22 protein-coding genes, 1 pseudogene and 1 riboswitch are annotated in these 20,859 nt (G+C 61.5%); of the genes and pseudogenes, 9 read left to right on the top strand and 14 right to left on the bottom strand.

The annotated features are described in order from the left end of the window. Positions 1-360, bottom strand: coding sequence for a winged helix-turn-helix transcriptional regulator (locus AC2FAJ_RS10335; protein ID WP_023335206.1), 360 nt, complete (start codon positions 358-360; stop codon positions 1-3). 100 nt (positions 361-460) lie between these two features. Between AC2FAJ_RS10335 and AC2FAJ_RS10330 the strand changes: the two genes are divergently transcribed. Then, positions 461-1,210 carry an SDR family oxidoreductase gene (locus AC2FAJ_RS10330; protein ID WP_028012645.1) on the top strand — a complete coding sequence of 250 codons (750 nt, stop codon included), beginning with the start codon at positions 461-463 and terminating at the stop codon, positions 1,208-1,210. A 1-nt stretch (position 1,211) separates the two neighbouring features. On the opposite strand, the gene AC2FAJ_RS10325 is transcribed toward AC2FAJ_RS10330, so the two are convergent. Then, entirely contained in the window at positions 1,212-1,715 is a 504-nt protein-coding gene (locus AC2FAJ_RS10325) for a DedA family protein (RefSeq protein WP_041910556.1), read from the bottom strand. Positions 1,716-1,870: 155 nt separating this feature from the next. Next, positions 1,871-2,040, top strand: a riboswitch (M-box (ykoK) riboswitch). A 60-nt stretch (positions 2,041-2,100) separates the two neighbouring features. Here AC2FAJ_RS10325 and AC2FAJ_RS10320 point away from each other — a divergent pair. Continuing rightward, complete coding sequence (locus tag AC2FAJ_RS10320) at positions 2,101-3,102, top strand: magnesium transporter (protein WP_045630063.1); 1,002 nt, start codon at positions 2,101-2,103, stop codon at positions 3,100-3,102. On the opposite strand, the gene hpxK is transcribed toward AC2FAJ_RS10320, so the two are convergent. From hpxK to hpxU, 7 genes are all read right to left on the bottom strand, one after another. Further along, a complete protein-coding gene (hpxK, locus tag AC2FAJ_RS10315) occupies positions 3,068-4,330 on the bottom strand; it encodes an allantoate amidohydrolase (RefSeq protein ID WP_063154506.1) in 1,263 nt (420 codons plus the stop codon). The two genes, AC2FAJ_RS10320 and hpxK, sit on opposite strands and share 35 nt — an antisense overlap. Next, a complete protein-coding gene (locus AC2FAJ_RS10310; protein WP_045261679.1) occupies positions 4,327-5,568 on the bottom strand; it encodes a pyridoxal-phosphate-dependent aminotransferase family protein in 1,242 nt (413 codons plus the stop codon). Before AC2FAJ_RS10310 ends, hpxK begins: the two co-directional genes overlap by 4 nt. Positions 5,569-5,581: 13 nt before the next feature. Then, positions 5,582-6,319 (bottom strand): amino acid ABC transporter ATP-binding protein, encoded by a 738-nt coding sequence (locus tag AC2FAJ_RS10305; protein ID WP_008499843.1) that lies wholly within the window; start codon positions 6,317-6,319, stop codon positions 5,582-5,584. Further along, positions 6,300-6,956, bottom strand: coding sequence for an amino acid ABC transporter permease (locus tag AC2FAJ_RS10300; protein WP_193358733.1), 657 nt, complete (start codon positions 6,954-6,956; stop codon positions 6,300-6,302). The genes AC2FAJ_RS10305 and AC2FAJ_RS10300 overlap by 20 nt, the downstream gene beginning before the upstream one ends. Beyond that, complete coding sequence (locus AC2FAJ_RS10295) at positions 6,956-7,621, bottom strand: amino acid ABC transporter permease (RefSeq protein WP_041912033.1); 666 nt, start codon at positions 7,619-7,621, stop codon at positions 6,956-6,958. The genes AC2FAJ_RS10300 and AC2FAJ_RS10295 overlap by 1 nt, the downstream gene beginning before the upstream one ends. Positions 7,622-7,625: 4 nt before the next feature. Next, positions 7,626-8,408, bottom strand: coding sequence for a transporter substrate-binding domain-containing protein (locus AC2FAJ_RS10290; protein WP_193358670.1), 783 nt, complete (start codon positions 8,406-8,408; stop codon positions 7,626-7,628). A 191-nt stretch (positions 8,409-8,599) separates the two neighbouring features. After that, positions 8,600-9,439 (bottom strand): MurR/RpiR family transcriptional regulator HpxU, encoded by an 840-nt coding sequence (hpxU, locus tag AC2FAJ_RS10285; protein ID WP_045261682.1) that lies wholly within the window; start codon positions 9,437-9,439, stop codon positions 8,600-8,602. Positions 9,440-9,582: 143 nt separating this feature from the next. Here hpxU and hpxW point away from each other — a divergent pair, with 143 nt between their 5' ends. From hpxW to hpxZ, 4 genes are read left to right on the top strand one after another with little or no spacing between them, the layout of a single operon-like run. Beyond that, entirely contained in the window at positions 9,583-11,166 is a 1,584-nt protein-coding gene (gene hpxW / locus AC2FAJ_RS10280; protein WP_485454108.1) for an oxamate amidohydrolase, read from the top strand. A 10-nt stretch (positions 11,167-11,176) separates the two neighbouring features. After that, positions 11,177-11,365: an oxalurate catabolism protein HpxX gene (gene hpxX / locus AC2FAJ_RS10275; RefSeq protein WP_028012637.1), complete on the top strand. Its 189-nt coding sequence runs from the start codon at positions 11,177-11,179 to the stop codon at positions 11,363-11,365. Then, on the top strand, positions 11,362-12,759 hold the full coding sequence (locus AC2FAJ_RS10270; RefSeq protein WP_485454107.1) for an AtzE family amidohydrolase: 1,398 nt from the start codon (positions 11,362-11,364) through the stop codon (positions 12,757-12,759). The genes hpxX and AC2FAJ_RS10270 overlap by 4 nt, the downstream gene beginning before the upstream one ends. After that, a complete protein-coding gene (hpxZ, locus tag AC2FAJ_RS10265; RefSeq protein ID WP_047364248.1) occupies positions 12,756-13,142 on the top strand; it encodes an oxalurate catabolism protein HpxZ in 387 nt (128 codons plus the stop codon). The genes AC2FAJ_RS10270 and hpxZ overlap by 4 nt, the downstream gene beginning before the upstream one ends. Positions 13,143-13,190: 48 nt before the next feature. Here hpxZ and puuE read toward each other — a convergent pair whose 3' ends face one another. The 3 genes and pseudogenes from puuE to AC2FAJ_RS10250 form a co-directional block, all read right to left on the bottom strand. Further along, positions 13,191-14,090, bottom strand: a complete 900-nt coding sequence (gene puuE / locus AC2FAJ_RS10260) for an allantoinase PuuE (RefSeq protein WP_485454113.1) — start codon at positions 14,088-14,090, stop codon at positions 13,191-13,193. Further along, a pseudogene (gene hpxA, locus AC2FAJ_RS10255) lies at positions 14,008-14,878 on the bottom strand (allantoin racemase). Before hpxA ends, puuE begins: the two are co-directional and overlap by 83 nt. Next, positions 14,878-15,594 carry a GntR family transcriptional regulator gene (locus AC2FAJ_RS10250; protein ID WP_045630054.1) on the bottom strand — a complete coding sequence of 239 codons (717 nt, stop codon included), beginning with the start codon at positions 15,592-15,594 and terminating at the stop codon, positions 14,878-14,880. Before AC2FAJ_RS10250 ends, hpxA begins: the two are co-directional and overlap by 1 nt. A 144-nt stretch (positions 15,595-15,738) precedes the next feature. Between AC2FAJ_RS10250 and AC2FAJ_RS10245 the strand changes: the two genes are divergently transcribed. Continuing rightward, positions 15,739-17,235 carry an NCS1 family nucleobase:cation symporter-1 gene (locus AC2FAJ_RS10245; protein ID WP_485454106.1) on the top strand — a complete coding sequence of 499 codons (1,497 nt, stop codon included), beginning with the start codon at positions 15,739-15,741 and terminating at the stop codon, positions 17,233-17,235. A 102-nt stretch (positions 17,236-17,337) separates the two neighbouring features. Then, positions 17,338-18,654: a guanine deaminase gene (gene guaD, locus AC2FAJ_RS10240; RefSeq protein ID WP_485454105.1), complete on the top strand. Its 1,317-nt coding sequence runs from the start codon at positions 17,338-17,340 to the stop codon at positions 18,652-18,654. Here the strand turns inward: guaD and uraH are convergent. Both uraH and uraD read right to left on the bottom strand, forming a co-directional pair. Then, positions 18,634-18,957: a hydroxyisourate hydrolase gene (gene uraH, locus AC2FAJ_RS10235; protein ID WP_041910587.1), complete on the bottom strand. Its 324-nt coding sequence runs from the start codon at positions 18,955-18,957 to the stop codon at positions 18,634-18,636. The genes guaD and uraH overlap by 21 nt on opposite strands. Further along, on the bottom strand, positions 18,954-19,454 hold the full coding sequence (gene uraD / locus AC2FAJ_RS10230; RefSeq protein ID WP_041910588.1) for a 2-oxo-4-hydroxy-4-carboxy-5-ureidoimidazoline decarboxylase: 501 nt from the start codon (positions 19,452-19,454) through the stop codon (positions 18,954-18,956). The genes uraH and uraD overlap by 4 nt, the downstream gene beginning before the upstream one ends. 239 nt (positions 19,455-19,693) lie before the next feature. On the opposite strand from uraD, the gene hpxO reads away from it, so the two are divergent. Next, positions 19,694-20,848 carry an FAD-dependent urate hydroxylase HpxO gene (hpxO, locus tag AC2FAJ_RS10225; RefSeq protein WP_473711624.1) on the top strand — a complete coding sequence of 385 codons (1,155 nt, stop codon included), beginning with the start codon at positions 19,694-19,696 and terminating at the stop codon, positions 20,846-20,848. The last annotated feature ends 11 nt before the right edge of the window (positions 20,849-20,859 follow it).

Below are 20,859 nucleotides of genomic sequence, written 5' to 3'. Positions count from 1 at the left end.
CTAACGCTCAAGCTGGTCGCCGTACTCGCTCATCCAGGCGGCCAGCGGCGAAAGTGCGTCCTGCAGGGTTAACCCCAGCTCGGTAATTTGATACTCCACGCGCGGGGGGATCTCCGGGTAGACCGTCCGCGTCACCAGCCCGCGCTGCTCAAACAGGCGGAGCTGCTTCGTCAGCTCTTTCTGCGTGATGGGGGCAGCGGCACGCAGCAGATCGCCAAAGCGTACGGGCGTGTTGAACACAATCAGGCGATAGAGAATGGGGATCGCCCACTTACCGGATATCAGGTTGACAAACTGCGTCATCGGGCAGGTATACGCCTCAGATTTTTTTTCGCAGCACACCTCCAGCATTTCTGCCATAGCACACCTCTTGCCTCGTTAGTATCCATTTGGTACCTGGTTTCCTTTCGATACTAACGTTTCTATAGTGCTTTCTCCAGTGACATTTCAGGAGAAGAACATGGGTCGTTTAACCGATAAATATACGCTGATTACCGGCGGCACCAGCGGCATTGGTCTTGCCACCGCGCAGGCGTTTATCGCCGAAGGCGCGCGAGTCGCCGTGACCGGACGCAACCCGGACACCCTCGCCGAAGCAGAGCGCATTCTGGGCGATAAGGCCTGGGTGATCCCAACCGACGCAGGCGATATCGCGTCGCAAAAAGCGCTGGCGGAAACTCTCGCCGCTCGCTGGCCACGCCTGGACGCGGTGTTTCTCAACGCTGGCGACGTGACGCACGCGCCGCTGGAAGCCTGGCAGGAGGATGCGTGGGACCGCCTGATGGGCATCAACCTGAAGGGACCGTTCTTTTTAATTCAGGCGCTGCTGCCGCTGCTGAATAACCCGTCGTCGGTGATCCTCTGCGGCTCCGTGAGCGCACGCATCGGTCTGCCCACCAGCAGCGTGTATGCCGCGAGCAAGGCCGCCCTCCTGTCGCTGGCGCGTACGCTGTCGGCGGAGCTGCTGCCGCGCGGGATCCGCGTCAACGGGTTGAGCCCCGGTCCGGTGGAAACGCCGGCATTTACGAAGACGGGCTTAAGCGAAGAGACGCTTAACGCGATGATGGCGGAGATCATCAAGCTGGTGCCGCTCGGCAGAATGGGCTCGACGACGGAGCTGGCAAAAGCCGCGCTCTATCTGGCGTCCGACGAGTCGAGCTACACGGTAGGAACGGAGCTGCTGGTGGACGGCGGAATGGGGAGTCTGTAACTCAAAAGGCGCTGATGCCGGTGACCGCGCCGACATACAGCGCCGCCCATGCACAGGCGGAAAGCAGGCTGACGGCGTAAACTTTGACGGCGTTCAGCCTGAGCATCCCCGCCGCCAGCGGCACGACATAACGCAACACCGCCAGAAAGCGCGACGTAAACAGTACGATGACACCGTTTTTTTGCAGCTGATGCTGAACCCGTAAAAACGTAGCGGCATGCTTCGCCGTAAAGCGCGCGACCAGCCGGGTGTGCCCCATCAGCTGGCCGATATGGTAGTTCAGCACCGATCCCGCCGTTGCCCCCAGCACCACGGCGAGCCACGCCAGCGCTGGGTGCATGCTCCCCTGGCTGACGCCGATGCCCGCCAGCAGCATCACCGAGGCGGGCGGCAGCACGGAGGAGATCAGCACCGTGGACTTGCTCAGCGCCATTACGAATAACAGCGCGAACAGATGTGCCGGATAAAGCGCAAAATGATTCAGCAGATTATCAAACCACGCCATTTTCCTTCCCCCCGTTAATTAATCCTCCATTTAAAAGGAATAACCTTAAATAAACCCTCAACATTTTATTAATAAGATTTACCTAAACCTTCCTTAAACATTATTTAATTTCCTGAGCGATAAATTTAAACAGGCGTATTATTCCTCACGCTTTACAACGATCTCGTTATGGCGAGGCTCCTGTACAAATACACGTTATCGCTCTGGTGGGTTCGAGAGAACCGGCACAGGGTAAAACAGGCACTGTCGAATCAAGGCTTTGTCAGTATAACTTCCCTTGCGGGATACGGTGTACAGTGCTGAACCCAGGACGTGGGGATCTCCTTTCCGACATGCCCTGTCTTGCTCGCCCCTGAGAGATTTTATTATTCAAAGGGAATTCACTATGTCTTACGCTATTCACAACCACAACCTGGCATTCAATGACAGCGCGGTCGCGCAATATATGAATACCGATTTTATTGTCCTCGACGTTTCATTATGCGTGGCGCTGGCGCGCGAGCAATTCTTCGAAAAATTAAAAGACGATGATATTCCGTCGCATATTTTTATTGAAGACCATGGACGCCTGGCGGGCATGATTGCGGTACGCAAATTATTGCAGGTCACGGATACCGTGCAGCCAATTAAAAGCCTGATGATTTCGCAGTTTTTGCAGGTCAAACCGGAAGATGAACGAGCCGATGTCGCCGGACTTCTGGCCCACGGCGACGCGGACGTCGTGCCGGTGGTAACCCACGGCAAGCTCGTCGGCTGCCTGACCGAGCGCGAAATCGCCCATCTGCTGGAAGATGACGTCACCGAAGACGCCCAGCTTCAGGGGGCGACGCTGCCGCTGGAGAAGCCCTATCTGGAAACCAGCGCCTTCAGCCTGTGGAAGAAACGCTCCGTATGGCTGCTGCTGCTGTTTGTCGCGGAAGCCTACACCAGCTCGGTGATCCAGCACTTCGAAGAGGCGCTGGAGTCTGCCATCGCGCTGGCGTTCTTTATTCCGCTGCTGATCGGCACGGGAGGCAACAGCGGAACGCAGATCACCTCCACGCTGGTGCGCGCCATGGCGCTGGGTGAAGTGCATCTGCGCGATGTAGGCCGCGTACTGCGCAAAGAGATGACCACCTCGCTGATGATTGCCGTGACGCTCGGTATTGCCGGGTGCATCCGCGCCTGGATGATGGGTATCGGGCTGGAAATCACGCTTATCGTCAGCCTGACGCTGGTATGCATTACGCTCTGGAGCGCGATTGTGTCGTCAGTGATCCCGATGGTGCTCAAGCGCTGCGGTATTGACCCGGCGGTCGTCTCCGCGCCGTTTATCGCGACGCTTATCGACGGTACCGGGCTGATTATCTACTTTAAGATCGCGCAGTATACGCTGGGGCTGGAGTAACGCGATCCGCCAGCTGAATCACCGCACGCGAAAACGCCTCAATCGCCAGCGCAACATCCTCAGCCATCACCGATTCCGCCGGGTGGTGGCTGACTCCGCCTCTGCAGCGCACGAACAGCATGCCCACCGGCCAGCGTTCCGCGATGGCAATCGCATCGTGGCCCGCGCCGCTGGGCAGCGACAGCGAGCGTCCCTGTACCGATTTTACGGCCTCCCCCAGCACGTTCTGCAGGTGCAGATCGCACGGCGTGGCGGCAATGCGGTAAAACTCCTCGGCGCTAAATGCCAGCCCGCGGCGCGATGCGATCGCACGGGCATGTTCCAGCAGGTCGTTGAGCAACCTGTCCAGCGGTGCATCCTGCGGGCCGCGAATATCGAGCGAGAGCTGAACCTCACCGGGGATCACGTTCACCGCTCCCGGCAGACAGCGCAATTCCCCGACCGTCGCCACCAGGTTGCCGCCCTGCTGTCGGGTAGCGTTTTCAATGATAACCATCCACTCGGCGGCGGCGGCCAGCGCGTCTCTGCGGTGGAGCATCGGCACGGTTCCCGCATGTCCGGCCTCGCCGGTGAAGCGACAGTTCAGGCGACGGGCGCCGTTAATGGCTTCCACCACGCCAAGCGCGAGCGCCTCCTGCTCAAGGCACGGCCCCTGCTCAATATGCAGCTCGAGATAGGCGCTGAAATCTTCCTGACGCCTTGCGGCATGCGACACGCGGGCAGGATCTAGCCCCGCCTGTGTCATCGCCTGCGCCACGCTGATGCCGCTGGCGTCAGTTTTTTCCAGCCAGCCCTGCGGCCAGGTGCCCGTCAGCCCCCGGCTCCCTAACAGCGTAATGCCGAAGCGGGTGCCCTCTTCATCGCAAAAGCCGACAATCTCGATGGCCTGCGCCAGATGCATTCCCTGCTGATGCAGGCTGTCCACCACTTCAATGGCCGTGAGCACCCCGAGCATGCCGTCGTAGCGTCCCGCGTTGCGCACGGTATCCAGATGCGATCCAAGCAGCACCGCCTGCGCCCCTTCCTGCGCCCCCTCATAGCGTCCACAGATGTTGCCCACGCTGTCCTGCCAGACGGTCATGCCCGCCTGGCTCATCCACTGCCCCACCAGCTGGTTGGCCTGCAGATGCTGCACCGAGAGATAGACCCGGGTCAGGGCATCCGGGGTTTCGCTGATGGCGGCCAGCGCGTCGGCGCGGGCCATCACCCGTTCTGCCGCCGGGCTCATTGAGGCGTCTCGCGACGATAGTGGTCCCACGCGGCCTGCATCGCCGCACCCTGCGTGGTGGTGAATTTCAGGTAGTTCAGCACCGACTCCAGCGCGCTCAGGGTGGTCATCACGCAGTCCTTGCGTGCGTTGTAGCCCATGGTGCCGATGCGCCACACCTTGCCGTGCAGCGGGCCAAACGAGGTGCCGATTTCAATCCCGAAATCCTCCAGCATCAGCTTACGCACCTGGTCGCCGTTGATGCCCTGCGGGATGACCACGCCCAGCACATTGTTCATCTTGTGCTTCAGATCGCCAAAGGTCTCCAGCCCCATCGCCTGAATGCCCTTCAGCAGCGCATCGCCGTGCAGCCTGTGGCGGGCGATGCCGTTATCCAGCCCTTCCTGCAGGATCAGACGCGCGCACTCGCGGGCGCCAAACAGCGCGGTGGTCGCTTCGGTGTGGTGGTTGAGGCGCTCCGGCCCCCAGTAGTCCATCACCATGCCGAGATCGAAGTAGTTGGAGTAGATCATCTCCTCATCGCCGTCTCGGTGGGCGTCGGTGCGAATGCCCTCCTCAACGCATTTGCGGCGGCGGATCGCCTCCTCCATGCGCGCGCTCAGGGTGATCGGCGACGTGCCCGACGGGCCGCCGAGGCACTTCTGCATCCCGGCCGAGACGGCGTCCAGCCCCCATGCGTCGGTCTCCAGCGCGTTGCCGCCGAGCGACGCGGTGGCATCGGTGTAAAACAGCACGTCGTAGCGGCGGCAGATGGCGCCGAGCTCCGCGAGCGGCTGCAGCATGGTGGTGGAGGTGTCGCCCTGCACGGTCAGCAGCAGGCGCGGACGAATACGCTTAATCGCATCCTCCACCTGGTCCGGGGTGAACACCTCGCCCCACGGCACCTCGATGGTATGCACCTCCGCGCGGCAGCGGCGGGCAATTTCGCACAGCAGGTGGCCAAAGCGGCCAAAGACCGGCACCAGCACTTTATCTCCGGGGCGGATGGCGGAGACCAGAATGGCTTCAATCCCCGCCCGGGAGGTGCCGTCCACCAGCATCGTCCAGCGGTTCTCGGTGCGAAACACGCCGCGATAGAGCGCCATCACCTCGTTCATGTAGTGGGTCATGGCCGGATCGTACTGGCCGATCAGCTGGCTCGACATAGCGCGCAGCACGCGCGGGTCGGCGTTGATCGGCCCCGGCCCCATCAGCAGGCGCTGGGGCGGGTTGATTTGCGGAAAGCGTGCGATATCCATTGTTAAGTCCTTATCAGTTGAGGCCGCGCACGGAGGAGATGAACTGCTTCAGTTCCGTGGTCTGCGGGTTGGCGAACAGCGTTTTGCTGTCGCCCTGCTCCCAGACTTTCCCCTGGTGCATAAACACCACGCGGTCGCCCACCTCGCGGGCAAAATTCATTTCATGGGTCACGAGAATCAGGGTCATCCCCTCAGCCGCCAGCTGCTCCAGCACCTTGAGCACTTCGCCCACCAGCTCCGGGTCGAGCGCGGAGGTGATCTCGTCGCAGAGTAAAACTTTAGGCGACATCGCCAGCGCGCGGGCAATCGCCACGCGCTGCTGCTGGCCGCCGGAGAGGCTCGACGGGTAGTAATCCAGACGATCGCCAAGCCCCACTTTCTCCAGCATGCGCTGGGCCAGTTCGCGGCATTCGGCGGCGCTTTTCTTCAGCACCCGACGCGGGGCGAGCATCACGTTCTCCAGCGCCGTCATGTGCGGGAACAGGTTGAAGCTCTGAAACACCATCCCGACCGAGCGGCTGATTTCGCGCGCCTGAGAATCCCGGTCGGTAATGGTCATGCCGCCCAGCTTGATGCTGCCGTCCTGATAGCCTTCCAGGCCGTTGATGCAGCGCAGCAGCGTGCTTTTGCCCGATCCGCTGCGCCCGATGATGGAGATCACCTGGCCCATGTCGATATCCAGATCGACGCCCTTGAGCACGTGGTTATCGCCGTAGTACTTCTGCACCTGATTAATGGTGATGAGAGGCATTGAATTTGGTCTCCAGATAGCGGCTGTAGCGCGACAGCGGATAACACAGAATAAAGTAGCCCAGCGCCACCAGCGCAAAAACCTTAAACGGCTGATAGGTCACGTTGGTCAGCATGGTGCCGGCCTTGGTCAGCTCGATGAAGCCGATAATCGACGCCAGCGCGGTGCCTTTAATCACCTGCACCGCAAAGCCCACCGTCGGGGCGATGCCGATGCGCAGCGCCTGCGGGGCGACGACGCGAAACAGGGTCTGGCCGAAGGTCAGCCCCAGGCAGCGCGACGCTTCCCACTGGCCTTTAGGCAGGGCGCGAATGCTGCCGTACCAGATATCGAGCAGAAATGCGCTGGTGTAGAAGGTTAACGCCAGCGAGGCGGCGGTCCACGGCGAAACGTCGATGCCGTACAGCGCCACGCCGAAGAAGGCCAGGAACAGCTGCATCAGCAGCGGCGTGCCCTGAAACAGCTCGATATAGCCGCGGATAATGCGCTTCACCGTGCGACCGCCCGTCAGGCGCAGCAGCAGGAGCGGCAGCGTTACCACCGCCCCGCCGACAAACGCCACCAGCGACAGCAGTACCGTCCAGCGTCCGGCCAGCAGCAGGTTGCGAATAATGTCCCAGTCGGTAAAGGTGGTCATCATGCCTGCACCCCCAGCCATTTGCGTCCTGCCGCCATCATCAGCTGGCGCAGGGTAATCGACAGCGCTAAGTAAATCCCGGTTGTCACCAGATAGACCTCAAAGCTCAAAAACGTTCTGGACTGGATCAGGTTAGCGGCGAAGGTCAGCTCTTCATAGGAGACCTGCGACACCACCGACGAGCCGAGCATCACGATGATGCACTGGCTCACCAGCGCCGGATAAATGCGCTGCAGCGCGGGCGGCAGCACCACGCGAATAAACGTCTGCAGACGGGTCAGCCCCAGCACGCGCCCGGCCTCCCACTGTCCTTTCGGCGTGACCTGAATGCCCGCGCGGATAATTTCGGTGCTGTACGCGCCCAGGTTCACCACCATTGCCAGCAGCGCCGCCTCCCCCGCCGTCATCTTCAGGCCAAGATTCGGCAGGCCGAAGACGATGAAAAACAGCTGCACCACAAACGGCGTGTTGCGGATGATCTCCACGTAGCCGCCCCAGATCCGGCTGTACCAGGTGGTGCGTCCGCTGCGGATCGCCGCGCCGAAAATCCCGATTGCCAGCCCGCCGACGGTTGCCATTACCGTCAGCTGAATGGTGACCCACAATCCCGCCAGCAGCTCCGGCCAGTGCGGCCAGAGGGCTGAAAAATCAAGTTGCTCCGTCATCGGCTCAGGCGCCAAGGTTTGCCGGCAGCGGGGCCTTCAGCCATTGCTCGGACAGGCCGTTCAGCGTGCCGTCCTTGATGCCCTGCTCAATCAGCGCATCCACTTTCGCCTTCAGGGCCGGTTCGTTCTTCTTCAGGCCGATAAAGCACGGTGAGTCTTTCAACATAAAGCTCGGCACCGGGGCTTTATCCGCGTTCTGGCGCGAAATGGCCGCCACCACGAGGTTGCCGGTCGCCACGTACTGCACCTGGCCGGAGAGGTAGGCCGAGAGCGTGGTGTTGTTGTCTTCGTAGCGTTTCACGTTGGCGTCTTTCGGTGCCAGGCCGGTCAGCACCATGTCCTCCACCGCCCCGCGCGTCACACCGATGGTTTTTCCGCTCAGCGCGGCGGCGTCCTTCAGCTCGGCGCCTTTCGGGCCAAACACGCCGAGGAAGAACGGCGCGTAGGCGCGGCTGAAGTCGATCACCTTCTCGCGTTCCGGGTTTTTACCGAGGCTGGAAATGACCAGATCCACCTTATCGGTTTGCAGGTACGGCACGCGGTTGGCGCTGGTCACCGGCACCAGCTGCAGCTTGAGCTTCATCTGTTTCGCCAGATAGCGCGCCATATCGATGTCGTAGCCCTGCGGCTGCAGATCGGTCCCCACCGAGCCAAACGGCGGGAAATCCTGCGGAACGGCAATGCGAATGGTGCCGCGCTTCTCGATATCCTGAAGCTGGTCAGCCTTTGCGGGCAGCAGAGTGAAGAGACAGGCGGCCCCGGCCAGTGCAATAAACAGTTTTTTCATGGTGCTTCCCCGTAACGTTAACATGAAACAAAAGATTCTTTGAATGTGATTTTGCAACTAATGTGCCAGATAAGGCGAAGCGGGGAATTTTCTCTTAAAGCCTGATAAAACGCGGACGGGGCGAAAATACTCTCTATTTTCGCCCCGTTCAATTGCACCATTTCAATGCAAAGCACCAGCCTGATGCCCCATTATCGTTGTTCGAGTTCGTCCAGCTGCTGGTAGAGGGAGGCAATCTCGTGAATGCGCGGGCGGCCTTTATCGAGAATGTCATGCAGGAAGGCGTTCGCCAGCAGGTTGATCAGGCTGTTGACCGAGGAATAACTGTCATAGGCGGAGACGCTGTCCAGCGGGGCGCAGAGCTGCCAGCTCGCCAGCGGAAACAGGCTGTGGGCCTGCGGCTCGCACATCAGCAGCACCGGAATGCCGCTACTCTGAAGCTGCTGCATCAGCGGACGAATGATGCGCGGGCGGCGGCGGAAAGCCATCATCACCACCAGATCGTCCGGCGTTAAGTCCACCAGCTCCTCGCTCAGGCTCTGCCCCGGCTGCGGCAGGACCAGCACTTGACCGCGCGCCTGCAGCAGCTGCTGGCGCAGGTGGAGCGCCGCCGGATAGGCGTTACGCATGCCGATAATCACAATGCGCCGCGCCTTGACCATGCAGGCCATGGCGTCGGCAAACTGCTGCGCGTCAAGGGCATTGACCCACTGGGTCAGGTTCGCCATCTCCTGCTTGTAGTGGCGCGCCAGCAGCGTGTTGCCCTGCACCGCATCGCGATTATCGGTGAGCGGCATCCCGCTCTGGCGCAGGGTGCGCAGCTCGTCGCGCATATCCTTATATTTCTCATAGCCCAGACGCTTAAACAGGCGGCTGACCGTGGCTTTCGACACCCCGCTCAGTTGCGCCAGCTCGGCGCTGTTGTAGCTGATCAGGTCGTCAAAATGGTCGAATATAAAGTCTGCCACCCGTTGCTCCTGCGGCGACAGCGACGGGTATTGTGCTTTCAGACGTTCATCCAGTTGTTCCATAGCGCCTCTGTAACTTTTGTTTCATCACATTATACCTTTCTTTATACGTATTCATTATACGTGCCAGCTTACTGAAACTTTTCTTTCAGAACTGGAACAGCTTTTGCAGCGCCTTGTGACTTTCAGTGTTACGAGGACTTCTCATGCAAAGCAACGTCTCCACGCACGGCATGGCCGTTGCGCCCCACCATCTTGCCAGCCAGAGCGCGCTGGCGGTGTTGCGCGAAGGCGGCAGCGCGATTGAAGCGATGGTCGCGGCGGCGGCCACCATCGCCGTGGTTTACCCCCACATGAACGGGCTGGGCGGCGATGGCTTCTGGCTTATCGTGCCGCCAGAAGGCGACCCCATCGCCATTGATGCCAGCGGCGCGGCGGGATCGCGCGCGACGTTTGCCGCCTACAACGGGCACAAGCACATTCCTCATCGCGGACCGCAGGCGGCGCTGACCGTCGCCGGCACGGTGAGCGGCTGGGACGAGGCGCTGAAGGTCTCCCGCGAGATGACCGGCAAGTCGCTGCCGCTGGCCCGCCTGCTGGCCGACGCCATTGATTATGCGCAAAACGGCACCCCGGTCACGGCCTCACAGGCCCATGCCACGGCCAGTAAATTCGACGAGCTTAAGGCCATCCCCGGCTTCGCGGAAACGTGGCTGGTGAACGATAAGCCGCCGCAGGTCGGGAGCCGTTTTTACCAGCCCGCCATGGCCTCAACCCTGACGCGCCTCGTAGAGGACGGTCTGGACAGCTTTTATCGCGGCCCGCTGGCGGACGTGCTGGCGCACGGTATGGAGACGCTGGGCATGCCCGTGACGCTGGCCGATCTTAACGCGCACGTTGCCCGGCGCACCGCGCCGCTGAAGCTGCAGCATCAGCAGGGGGAGATCTTTAACCACGCCCCGCCGACGCAGGGGCTGGTCTCGCTGGCGATACTCGGCATCACCGACCGCCTGAATATGGCGGAGGCCGACGACGCGGACACCATTCACCGCATCGTTGAAGCCACCAAGCTGGCCTTTGGCCTGCGCGATGCCCACATTACCGACCCGCGTGAGCTGAAAACCGAGATTCAGGAACTGCTGGATCCCGCCGCCCTGCAGGCGCTTGCCGACAGGGTTGACGACGGCCACGCCGCGCCGTGGGGAACAGGAAAAGGGCCTGGCGATACCGTGTGGATGGGGGTGATGGATAACAGCGGGCTTGCCGTGTCGTTTATCCAGAGTATTTATCACGAGTTCGGCAGCGGCGTGGTGCTGCCCGATACCGGCATCGTCTGGCAGAACCGGGGGGCGTCGTTCAGCCTCGACCCCGCTCATCTTCTGGCCCTCGCACCGGGCAAACAGCCTTTCCATACCCTGAACCCGGCGGCGGCGCGTCTTAAGGACGGGCGCGTAATGGTCTACGGATCGATGGGCGGTGACGGACAGCCGCAAACCCAGGCCGCGCTCTTTACCCGCTACGTGGTTCAGGGCGTGCCCTTGCAGGAAAGCATTTCCCGCCCGCGCTGGCTGCTGGGGCGCACCTGGGGACAAACCTCAGACACGTTAAAGCTGGAAGGACGCTTTAGCGCTGAGACGGTCTCACGGCTTCAGGTACTCGGACATGAGGTAGAAATATTCCCTGACTTCAGTGAAGCGATGGGCCACGCGGGCGCGATTGTCCGGCACCCCAACGGGCTGTTTGAAGGGGCGTTTGACCCGCGCAGCAACGGCGCGGCCGCCGGATACTGAGGAGAAAACAATGACGACACAACAACCCGACTGGCAGGCGTATCTTGCGCAAATGGAGTCCGTACTCGGCGTGACGCTGGACGATGCCCGCCGCGCCGAGCTGCAGTTGCAGTTCAGCCGCATTGCCAGCATGGCCGCCCCGCTGATGGCGCTGCCGCTAGACGACCGTCTGGAGATCGCAGGAGTGTATAAAGCATGACGCTACACGAGATGAGTATCAGCGACATTCAACAGGCGCTGAGCGCGGGCGAGCTGAGCGCCCATGAGATTGCCCGCCAGACGCTGGAGGCGATTGGGTGCGTTAATCCGCAGATCAATGCCTGGACCACCGTGACGGAAGCACGCATGCTCGCCGAGGCCGAGAACATCGACACCCTGCGCCGCGAGAAGCGCCCCCTGCCGCCGCTGGCGGGCGTGCCCTACGCGGTGAAAAACCTGTTCGACGTTGCCGGACACACCACCCTCGCGGGCGCCGAGCTGTTCAGCCAGCGTCCCGCTGCGGCCGCTGACAGCTTCGCCGTGCGCCAGCTGCGCAGCGCGGGCGGGCTGCTGTCCGGGATGGTGAATATGGACGCCTACGCCTACGGCTTTACCACCGAGAACAGCCACTACGGCGCGACGCGTAACCCGCACGACCTGACGCGCATTGCGGGCGGGTCCTCTGGCGGTTCAGCCGCCGCCGTAGCCGCCGGGCTGGTGCACTTTTCGCTCGGCACCGACACCAACGGGTCGATTCGCGTTCCGGCCTCCCTGTGCGGCATCTATGGCCTCAAGCCCACCTTTGGCCGCCTGTCACGATCCGGCAGCCATCCGTTTGTCGCGAGCCTGGATCATATCGGCCCCTTCGCCCGCCGCGTGTGCGACCTGGCGTCCGTGTACGACGCGCTGCAGGGCCGGGACAGCAGCGACCGTTTTCAGGCAGAGAGCTCGCGCGAGCAGACGCGCCCCCTGCTAGACCGCGGGCTTGACGGCCTGCGCTGCGCGGTGCTCGGCGGCTACTTCACCACCTGGTGCGACGCACAGGCCAGAGACGCCGTGGCGCGGGTGGCGAAGGCGCTCGACGTGCAGGATGAGCTGCAGTTTCCGGACGCCGAGCTGGCGCGCTCCGCGGCGTTTATCATCAGCGCCTCCGAAGGGGGAAATCAGTACCTGCCCGCGCTTCGCCGCGAGCCCGAGCGCTTTGAGCCGCACTCCCGGGAGCGACTGCTGGCAGGCGCGATGATCCCCTCCGCCTGGTATATTCAGGCCCAGCGGTTCCGCGCGCAGGCGCGCCAGGCGTTTCACGCACTGTTTGCCCTGGCCGACGTGCTGATCGCCCCCGCGACGCCGCGCAGCGCCACGCGGATCGGCGAGCAAACCATGGAGATTAACGGTCAGTCGCTCCCCATCCGCGCCAGCATGGGGATGCTGACCCAGCCGATTTCATTTTTGGGCCTGCCCGTGACCACCGTTCCGCTGCGCACCGCACATGGCGAGCCGATTGGCCTGCAGCTGATTGCCGCGCCGTTTAACGAGCAGGCCTGCCTGCGCGTCGCGCGCGTGCTGGAAGAGAGTGGGATCGCCGATGCCCGTCCGGCGGAGGTGGCAGCATGATAAATCACGATGACATTAACCTGCCGTGGGTGGTTGCCGAGGTGACCGCCGCGTTTTATCGCTATGAAGACGCGCTGGTGAGTAACAACATTGCCGTGCTGGACGAGCTGTTCTGGCACGACAAAAACACGGTGCGTCTGGGGGCGGGTGAAAACCTGTACGGGATCGATGAAATCCGCGCCTTTAGGGCGGCGCGCCCGTCTGCCGGGCTTCAGCGGACGCTGCGCCACACCGTGATTACCACCTTCGGGGAGGATTATGCCGTGTGCAGCACCGAGTTTACCCGTGAAGGTACGGAGCGGATTGGCCGCCAGCAGCAGACGTGGGTAAGGTTTGCCTACGGGTGGCGGATCGTGGCGGCGCAGGTGAGTTTGATGTCGTAGCCGTAGGCCGGGTAAGGCGCAGCCGCCACCCGGCAAAACACGGCTCAATTACTTCTGAAACGGATGCACCTCCCGCCAGTGGTCGGCGATCTGCTGGCGGGTACAGACCCACACCCGCTCGTGCTGCTCAACGTAATCCAGGAACCGTTGCAGCGCACGAAAACGCCCCGGCCTTCCCAGCAGGCGGCAGTGCATGCCGATGGACATCATCTTTGGCGCGCTCTCCCCCTCCTCGTACAGCACGTCAAAGCTGTCCTTCAGGTACGTATAAAACTGCTCGGCGGTGTTAAAACCCTGCGCGGTCGCAAAGCGCATGTCGTTCGCATCCAGCGTATACGGCACAATCAGGTGCGGTTTTTGGGTGCCGTCGCCGCAGGCCACTTCCGTCCAGAAGGGCAGGTCGTCGCCGTAGTAGTCGCTGTCGTAGTCAAAACCACCGTGCTCTACCACCAGCTGGCGGGTGTTGGGGCTGTCACGCCCGGTGTACCAGCCGGTTGGCGGCTTGCCGAACAGGTCGGTAAGAACCTGCACCGCCTTATGCAGGTGGTCGCGCTCCTGGCTGATGTCCATATTTTGATAGTGGATCCAGCGCCAGCCGTGGCTGACCACGTCGTAATCCGCCGTCTTAATCGCCTCAACGATCTCCGGGTGACGCGCCAGCGCCATTGCCACGCCAAAGACCGTCAGCGGCAGGCCGCGTTTTTGAAATTCATTGTGGATCCGCCAGAACCCGGCGCGACTGCCGTATTCGTAGAGGGAGTCCATCGACATGTGTTTATCCGGGTAGCTGGCCGCGCCGATGATGTCCGACAGGAACTGTTCGGATCCTGCATCGCCATGCAGAACGTGGTTTTCCGCCCCTTCTTCATAATTGAGCACAAACTGCACCGCGATACGCGCCTGATTCGGCCACCGCGCGTGCGGCGGGTTGCCCGCGTAGCCGCGCAGATCCCGCGGATAATCCTGTTCGAAAAGCCCCATACCACCCCCAAAAGTTAAAATGGATTCAATACCTGAAAATGCCCGCTTAACGGTTTGTTCTCCGGGAAGGCCAGATCCCCATGCTTGCTGGTCGAGAGCCCCAGCGCCACCAGCGATTCCACCATCTTCACCGCCGCGCTGACGCCGTCGATCACCGGCACGCGCAGCTCGCGGGTCAGCTCCTGCGCAAGGGTCGCCATGCCGCCGCAGCCGAGCACGATGGCGCCGCAGCCATCCTCTTTCAGTGCCTGTATACAGCGCGCGCGCACCTTCTCCTGCGCCAGACCGCTGCCGTCCTCCAGCGCCAGCACCGGAAGGTCGATGGCGTGCAGCGCTGCGCAGTGGTCCTGAAAGCCATACTGGTGCAGAAGATGGCGGGCAATAATCAGTGTGCGCGGCAGCGTGGTGACCACCGAAAAGCGCGTCGCCACCAGCGTCGCCATATGCATAGCGGCTTCAGCAATGCCGACTACCGGCCCCTGCGCCAGCTCGCGCGCCGCCAGCAGTCCCGGATCGCCAAAGCAGGCAATCACGTGACCGTCCACGCCCTGCTCCCTGCCTTTTTTGATCTGTTCCAGGACACCAACGGCGGCGATGGCCTCATCAAAGTGGCCTTCTATAGACGGCACGCCCGCGCCCGGACAGACCGCGAGGATCTCCGTTCCCGGCGCCGCCACCGCGCGGGCCGCCGCGCCGATGGTTTCCGTCATCGCGAGGCTGGTGTTGGGGTTGATCACTTGTATACAGACAGACATTACGACTCCTTGTGGCCGGCAAACAGCCGGGCAAAATCAGGCAGGCACTCGCCCGCCCGCTCGAAGCAGAGGCTGGCAACGATGTGTTCAAAATGGTGCATGAGGGCATCGCTTAGCGGCTGCAGCGCCTTCTGGCGCAGCAGATCTACAAGCTGTTCGTGGTCGTTGCAGCGACAGCCCTGACGCCACGGCGCGCCCCAGGTGGCAATCACCAGCGAGGAGCGCTGGCTCAGGCTTGTCACCATCTCCGTCAGCACCTGGTTGCCGGAGATGGCCTGCAGTTGTATGTGGAAACTGGCGGAATGTCGGATTGCCGCCGGGCCGTCGTACGCCTCGTGCGCCTGCTGCTCCTGACGAATAATGGCCTCCAGCGCGGCAAGGTGCGGCGGCTGACAGTGCGCCAGCACATCCGGCAGGTTAGCGACCTCCAGCAGCGCGCGGGTGCGGAAGATGTGCCGCGCCTCTTCCACCGTCGGGCTGGCGACGTGTGCACCACGTTTGGGCGTCAGGGTGACCATTTGCACAGCGGCGAGTCGTTGAAGCACCTTGCGGATGCCCGTGCGGCTCACGCCAAACACCTCGGCCAGCGCCTCTTCCGGCAATTTGCTCCCCGGCAGCAGCTGATGTTCCACAATCGCGGTCATCAGCGCCTGGAAGATGGTTTCGTCTTTGTCATGCAGGTCTGGCGCGGTCTGCAGGGCGTTTATGTTGTTCATTCACCACTCCGAATTTTACTTTCCGTTATCGAATCGTATACATAAAAATAAAATATTGCATACAAGATTTATTATTTTGGCCTGAATCCTGCAACACCGTTTGCACTCCCACTCAACGGGTTTTCATTCACAGGAGCAGGTTTCATGCCAAACAGTCAAAACGCACAGCAGAGTACGGCCGCTGATTCCGGTGCGGTTTACAGCCCACGTCTTTGCAATGAGGATCTGGCACCGACGCGTGACCAGAACTGGAGCTGGTACAACATCTTTTCTTTCTGGATGTCCGACGTTCACAGCATGGGGGGTTACGTTGTTGCCGCGAGCTTCTTTACGCTCGGGCTGGCAAGCTGGCAGGTGCTGCTCTGCCTGCTGGTGGGGATCTGCATTGTGCAGTTGTGCGCCAACCTGGTAGCCAAACCGAGCCAGATGGCGGGCGTGCCCTATGCGGTGATCAGCCGTCAGGCGTTTGGCGTCTTCGGGGCCAATATTCCGGCGGTGATCCGCGGGCTTATCGCCTTTGCGTGGTACGGCATCCAGACCTGGCTTGCCGCCAACGCGCTGATGCTGGTGGTGCTGAAGTTCTGGCCTTCTCTGGCGAGCCTTACCACCGGTGCCTTCCTGGGCCTGTCGCCGCTGGGCTGGATCTGCTTTGCCATTATGTGGGTTCTTCAGGCGATGGTATTCTGGCACGGCATGAGCGCCATTAAGCGCTTTATTGATATCGCCGGTCCGGCGGTCTATGTGGTGATGCTGGCCCTCGCGGGCTGGATTGTATACAAGACCGGTTTTGACGGGATCTCTTTCACTCTCGCCAGCAAATCCCTGAGCGCGGGCGAGCAGACCTGGCAGATGATCACCGCGATCGCGCTGGTGGTCTCCTACTTCTCCGGCCCGCTGCTCAACTTTGGCGACTTCTCCCGCTACGGGAAAAGCATGGGCGAGATCCGCCGCGGCAACCGCTGGGGGCTGCCGTTTAACTTCCTGCTGTTCTCCATCGTCACCGTGGTGATTGTGTCCGGCACCCAGTCGCTGTTTGGCCGCATGATCACCGATCCGATCGAGACCGTCAGCCGCGTGGGCAACGATCTGGCCGTGGCAATTGGCCTGCTGACAATGATCACCGCCACCATCGGGATCAACATCGTCGCGAACTTTGTCTCACCGGCGTTTGATTTCTCTAACTGCTCGCCGCAGAAGATCAGCTTCCGCACCGGAGGGATGATTGCCGCCGTCGGCTCGATCCTGCTCACCCCGTGGAACCTGTTCAACTCGCCGGAGCTCATCCATTACACCCTGGACGTGCTCGGAGCGTTTATCGGCCCGCTGTTCGGCATTCTGATTGCCGATTTCTACCTGATTAAGCGCGGCAAGGTGTCGGTAGACGATCTGTTCGACGACACGCCAAAGGGCAAATACTGGTACCGCAACGGCTTTAACCCGAAGGCTATTGGCACGCTGATCCCATCCGTTGCCGTAGGTCTGGTGATTGGCTTTATCCCGGCCCTGCATGAAGTGGCAAACTTCAGCTGGTTTATCGGCGTCTTCCTCGGCGGCGTGACCTACCGCTGGTTGGCGCGGGAAGAGCGCGAGACGGCAGGCGCGGCCTCGTTCAGCTCCCGCGTGGCGACGCAAAAAGAGTAACCCCCTCCCTCCGGCCGCAGTTTATCTGCGGCCCGTTCATTCTGGCACCGTTCTTGCTGAGCTTTTTCACCCCGCTACGCAAACACTAAGGCAGGACCCACGATGGAATACCAGACTGCGATACGCGGTGCATTTTTCGATATCGCGCAGATCTGCGACAGCGCAGACGCGATTGCCCAACACGCCCGCTACCTTGAGGACGGGCTGCTGTTTATCCAGAACGGAAAAATTCTGGCGCACATGGCGTGGCAGGAGGGCGAGCAGTATCTCGACCCCCACAAAGGCTACACGGACCTGCGCGGCAGGCTGCTGCTGCCCGGTTTTGTCGACACCCACGTTCATTATCCACAAACGGAGATGATCGGCGCCTTTGGCGAACAGCTGCTGGAGTGGCTAACCACCTACACCTTCCCGGTGGAGAGCCAGTTTGCCGATGAAGCCTACGCGAAAGAGGTCGCCGAATTTTTCATTAACCAACTGGTGAGCAACGGCACCACCACCGCGCTGGTGTTTTGCACGCTGCATCCGCAATCGGTCGAAGCGCTGTTTACCGAAGCCCTGCGCCTCAACATGCGCCTTATAGCCGGAAAGGTGATGATGGACCGGCACGCGCCGGACTACCTGAGCGAAGATGCAAAGCAGAGCTATCGGCAGACGCGGGAGCTGATCCAGCGCTGGCATCAACGGGGTCGGCTGGGGTATGCCATTACGCCGCGTTTTGCCCCGACGTCCTCACCCGAGCTGCTCGCCGCGGTCAGCCTGCTCAGAGAGGAGTTTCCGGATACCTGGCTGCAGACCCATCTCAGCGAAAACCCAAACGAAGTGGCCTGGGTGAACGATCTCTGGCCGGAGCACGAGCGCTATCTGGACGTATATCACCACTACGGCCTGACCGGCGAGCGCAGCGTGTTTGCCCACGCGATTCATCTGCATCACAGCGAGTGGCAGTGCCTGCACGACACCGGTTCGGCGGTGGCGTTTTGCCCCACCTCGAACCTGTTTCTCGGCAGCGGGCTGTTTCGCCTGCCCGCCTGCTGGCAGCACAAGGTGCGGATGGGCATCGGCACCGACGTCGGCGCGGGCACCACCTTCAGTATGCTGCGCACCCTGGGAGAAGCCTACAAGGTCGGCCAGCTTCAGAGCTACCGCCTGCGCGCCAGCGAGGCGTTTTATCACGCCACGCTGGGCGGCGCGCACGCCCTCAGGCTGGACGATAAGATTGGCAACTTCGCCCCCGGCAAAGAGGCGGATTTCGTGGTTATCGATCCTGACGTGACGCCGCTGCAGCGCCTGCGCAATCGCCGCTGTCAGGATATCTACGAGCAGCTATTTGTGCTGATGACCCTGGGCGACGAGCGCAACATCAGTGAGACCTGGGTCAACGGCGAGCGGGTGTGGTCAACTGCCCCGGTAGGTTGACCACCCGCCTGGCGCAATCACAAACGGCAGATGGAAGTGCTCGTCTGCCGCTTCTCCCGTCACGAACTCAATTTGCGCGCAGGGGTAGATCGTCTCCCGGCCGGTTGCGCGAAACCACCCGCCGATCTCCGCCACCAGCCGATAGCGGCCTTTTGGCAGGAAAGGGACAAATTCGGTGATGCGACCATTAGCGTTGGTCACGTCCGTCGCCATGATTTCGCCCTCCCGTTCTAGGTGAACCGTCACGCCCGCTGCGGGTTTGCCCGTTGAAATATCGAGAATATGGGTGCTGAGCGTGCTCATTCGCTAATCACTCCTTCAAGGCGCAGCAGCGTAATTTCCCGCAGCTGTTCCAGCGCAGCATGGATTTCCTGCGCGTCGCTGTTTTCCAGCCGTGCATTCAGTATCTGTAAAATGTCCTCGCCGCTCCGGCCTTTCGCGCGGATCAGAAACACCCGGCCGAAGCGGGCCTCGTAGCGGGCGTTACCCTCGCGCAGCGCCTGCGCAAGCGCCGCGTCACGGTCATTCACCGCGCCCTGCTCCTGACGCGACAGCGCCGCCTCCACCTGTGCACCCGCGGGCTTTTCCCCGATGCGCGGGTGCGCGCTCAGGGCTTGCGCTAACGCCACTTCGTCCCAGCGCTGCATCAGCGCCTGCGCCGCGATCGTCAATTCACTCCGGCTCGGGTAAGGCCGTCCACAAACCAGCGCCTCAGCCCAGCCGGGGAGCGCCACGCAGGGGGTGAGCAGCGCGAGAGCCTCTTTCTCAGGAAGATGATTGAAGTCGTGCAGTGCGATCATAGTGTCTCCTTTATTGTCCTCCTCCGGGTTGTTGCACAAACCACGCCACTCTTGTCGCCGATGTGAAACAGTCGATTCTGTATGGCTGGACAGGAAATTATTGATTCATAAAAAGGCATATTCACCGTGTTTGCGCACCTTAGCAGTGCAAACTCACCTCCCACAACGCCGTTTTCGCCACTCTGCAGCCTGGTACGCAAATTGCTGAAGGTTTTTACACCCTGCAAAAGGAGAGAAGCATGAAAGCAATCGTCATTGGCGCGGGTATTGGCGGCCTGAGCGCTGCCGTCGCGCTAAAGAAAGCGGGAATCGACTGTACCGTGTTCGAAGCCGTAAAAGAGATCCGGCCCGTCGGGGCGGCCATCTCCATCTGGCCTAACGGCGTGAAGTGTATGCAGCACCTCGGCATGGGCGACATTATCGAAACCTACGGCGGTCCGATGCGTTTTATGGCCTACAAAGATTACCGGCGCGGCGAGACCCTGACCCGCTTCAGCCTTGCCCCGCTGGTTGAGCGTACCGGAGGGCGTCCCTGCCCCGTCTCGCGCGCTGAACTCCAGCGCGAAATGCTGGACTTCTGGGGTCGCGACAAGGTGCAGTTCGGCAAGCGCGTGGAACACGTTCATGAAGACGACGCGGGCGTAAGCGTGACCTTTACCGATGGCACCACGGCAACAGGCGATTTTCTGATTGCCGCCGACGGCAGCCACTCGGCGGTTCGTCCGTACGTGCTGGGCTATACCCCGGAGCGCCGCTACGCCGGATATGTGAACTGGAACGGGCTGGTGAAGATTGATGAAGAGATTGCCCCGGCGCACCAGTGGACCACCTTCGTTGGCGAGGGTAAACGCGTGTCGCTGATGCCCGTCTCCAACGGACGCTTCTATTTCTTTTTTGACGTGCCGCTGCCCGCGGGCCTGGCGGAGGATCGCACCACCCTGCGCGCCGATCTCACGGGCTACTTCCGCGGCTGGGCGCCGCCGGTACAGAAGCTTATCGCCGCGCTGGATCCCGATACCACCAACCGCATTGAAATCCATGACATCGAGCCGTTCGACAGCCTGGTACGCGGCAACGTCGCGCTGCTCGGCGATGCCGGGCACAGCACCACGCCGGATATCGGCCAGGGCGGCTGCGCGGCCATGGAGGACGCCGTGGTGCTGGGCGAATGCCTGCGTGAAAACCACAACATTACTCTGGCGCTGCGGCAGTACGAAGCCCTGCGCTGTGACCGGGTGCGTGACCTGGTGCTGAAAGCGCGTAAACGCTGCGACGTCACCCACGGGAAAGATATGGCGTTGACGCAGGCCTGGTATCAGGAACTCAAAGAGGAGACCGGGGAACGCATTATCAACGGTCTGTGCGAGACCATTCAGGGCGGCCCGTTAGGCTGAACAAGAGGGAC

The organism is Enterobacter cloacae complex sp. 385G4, assembly GCF_057320665.1.
The sequence above is the reverse complement of the archived record's forward strand: the minus strand, read 5'-3'. Positions and strand labels throughout refer to the sequence as shown.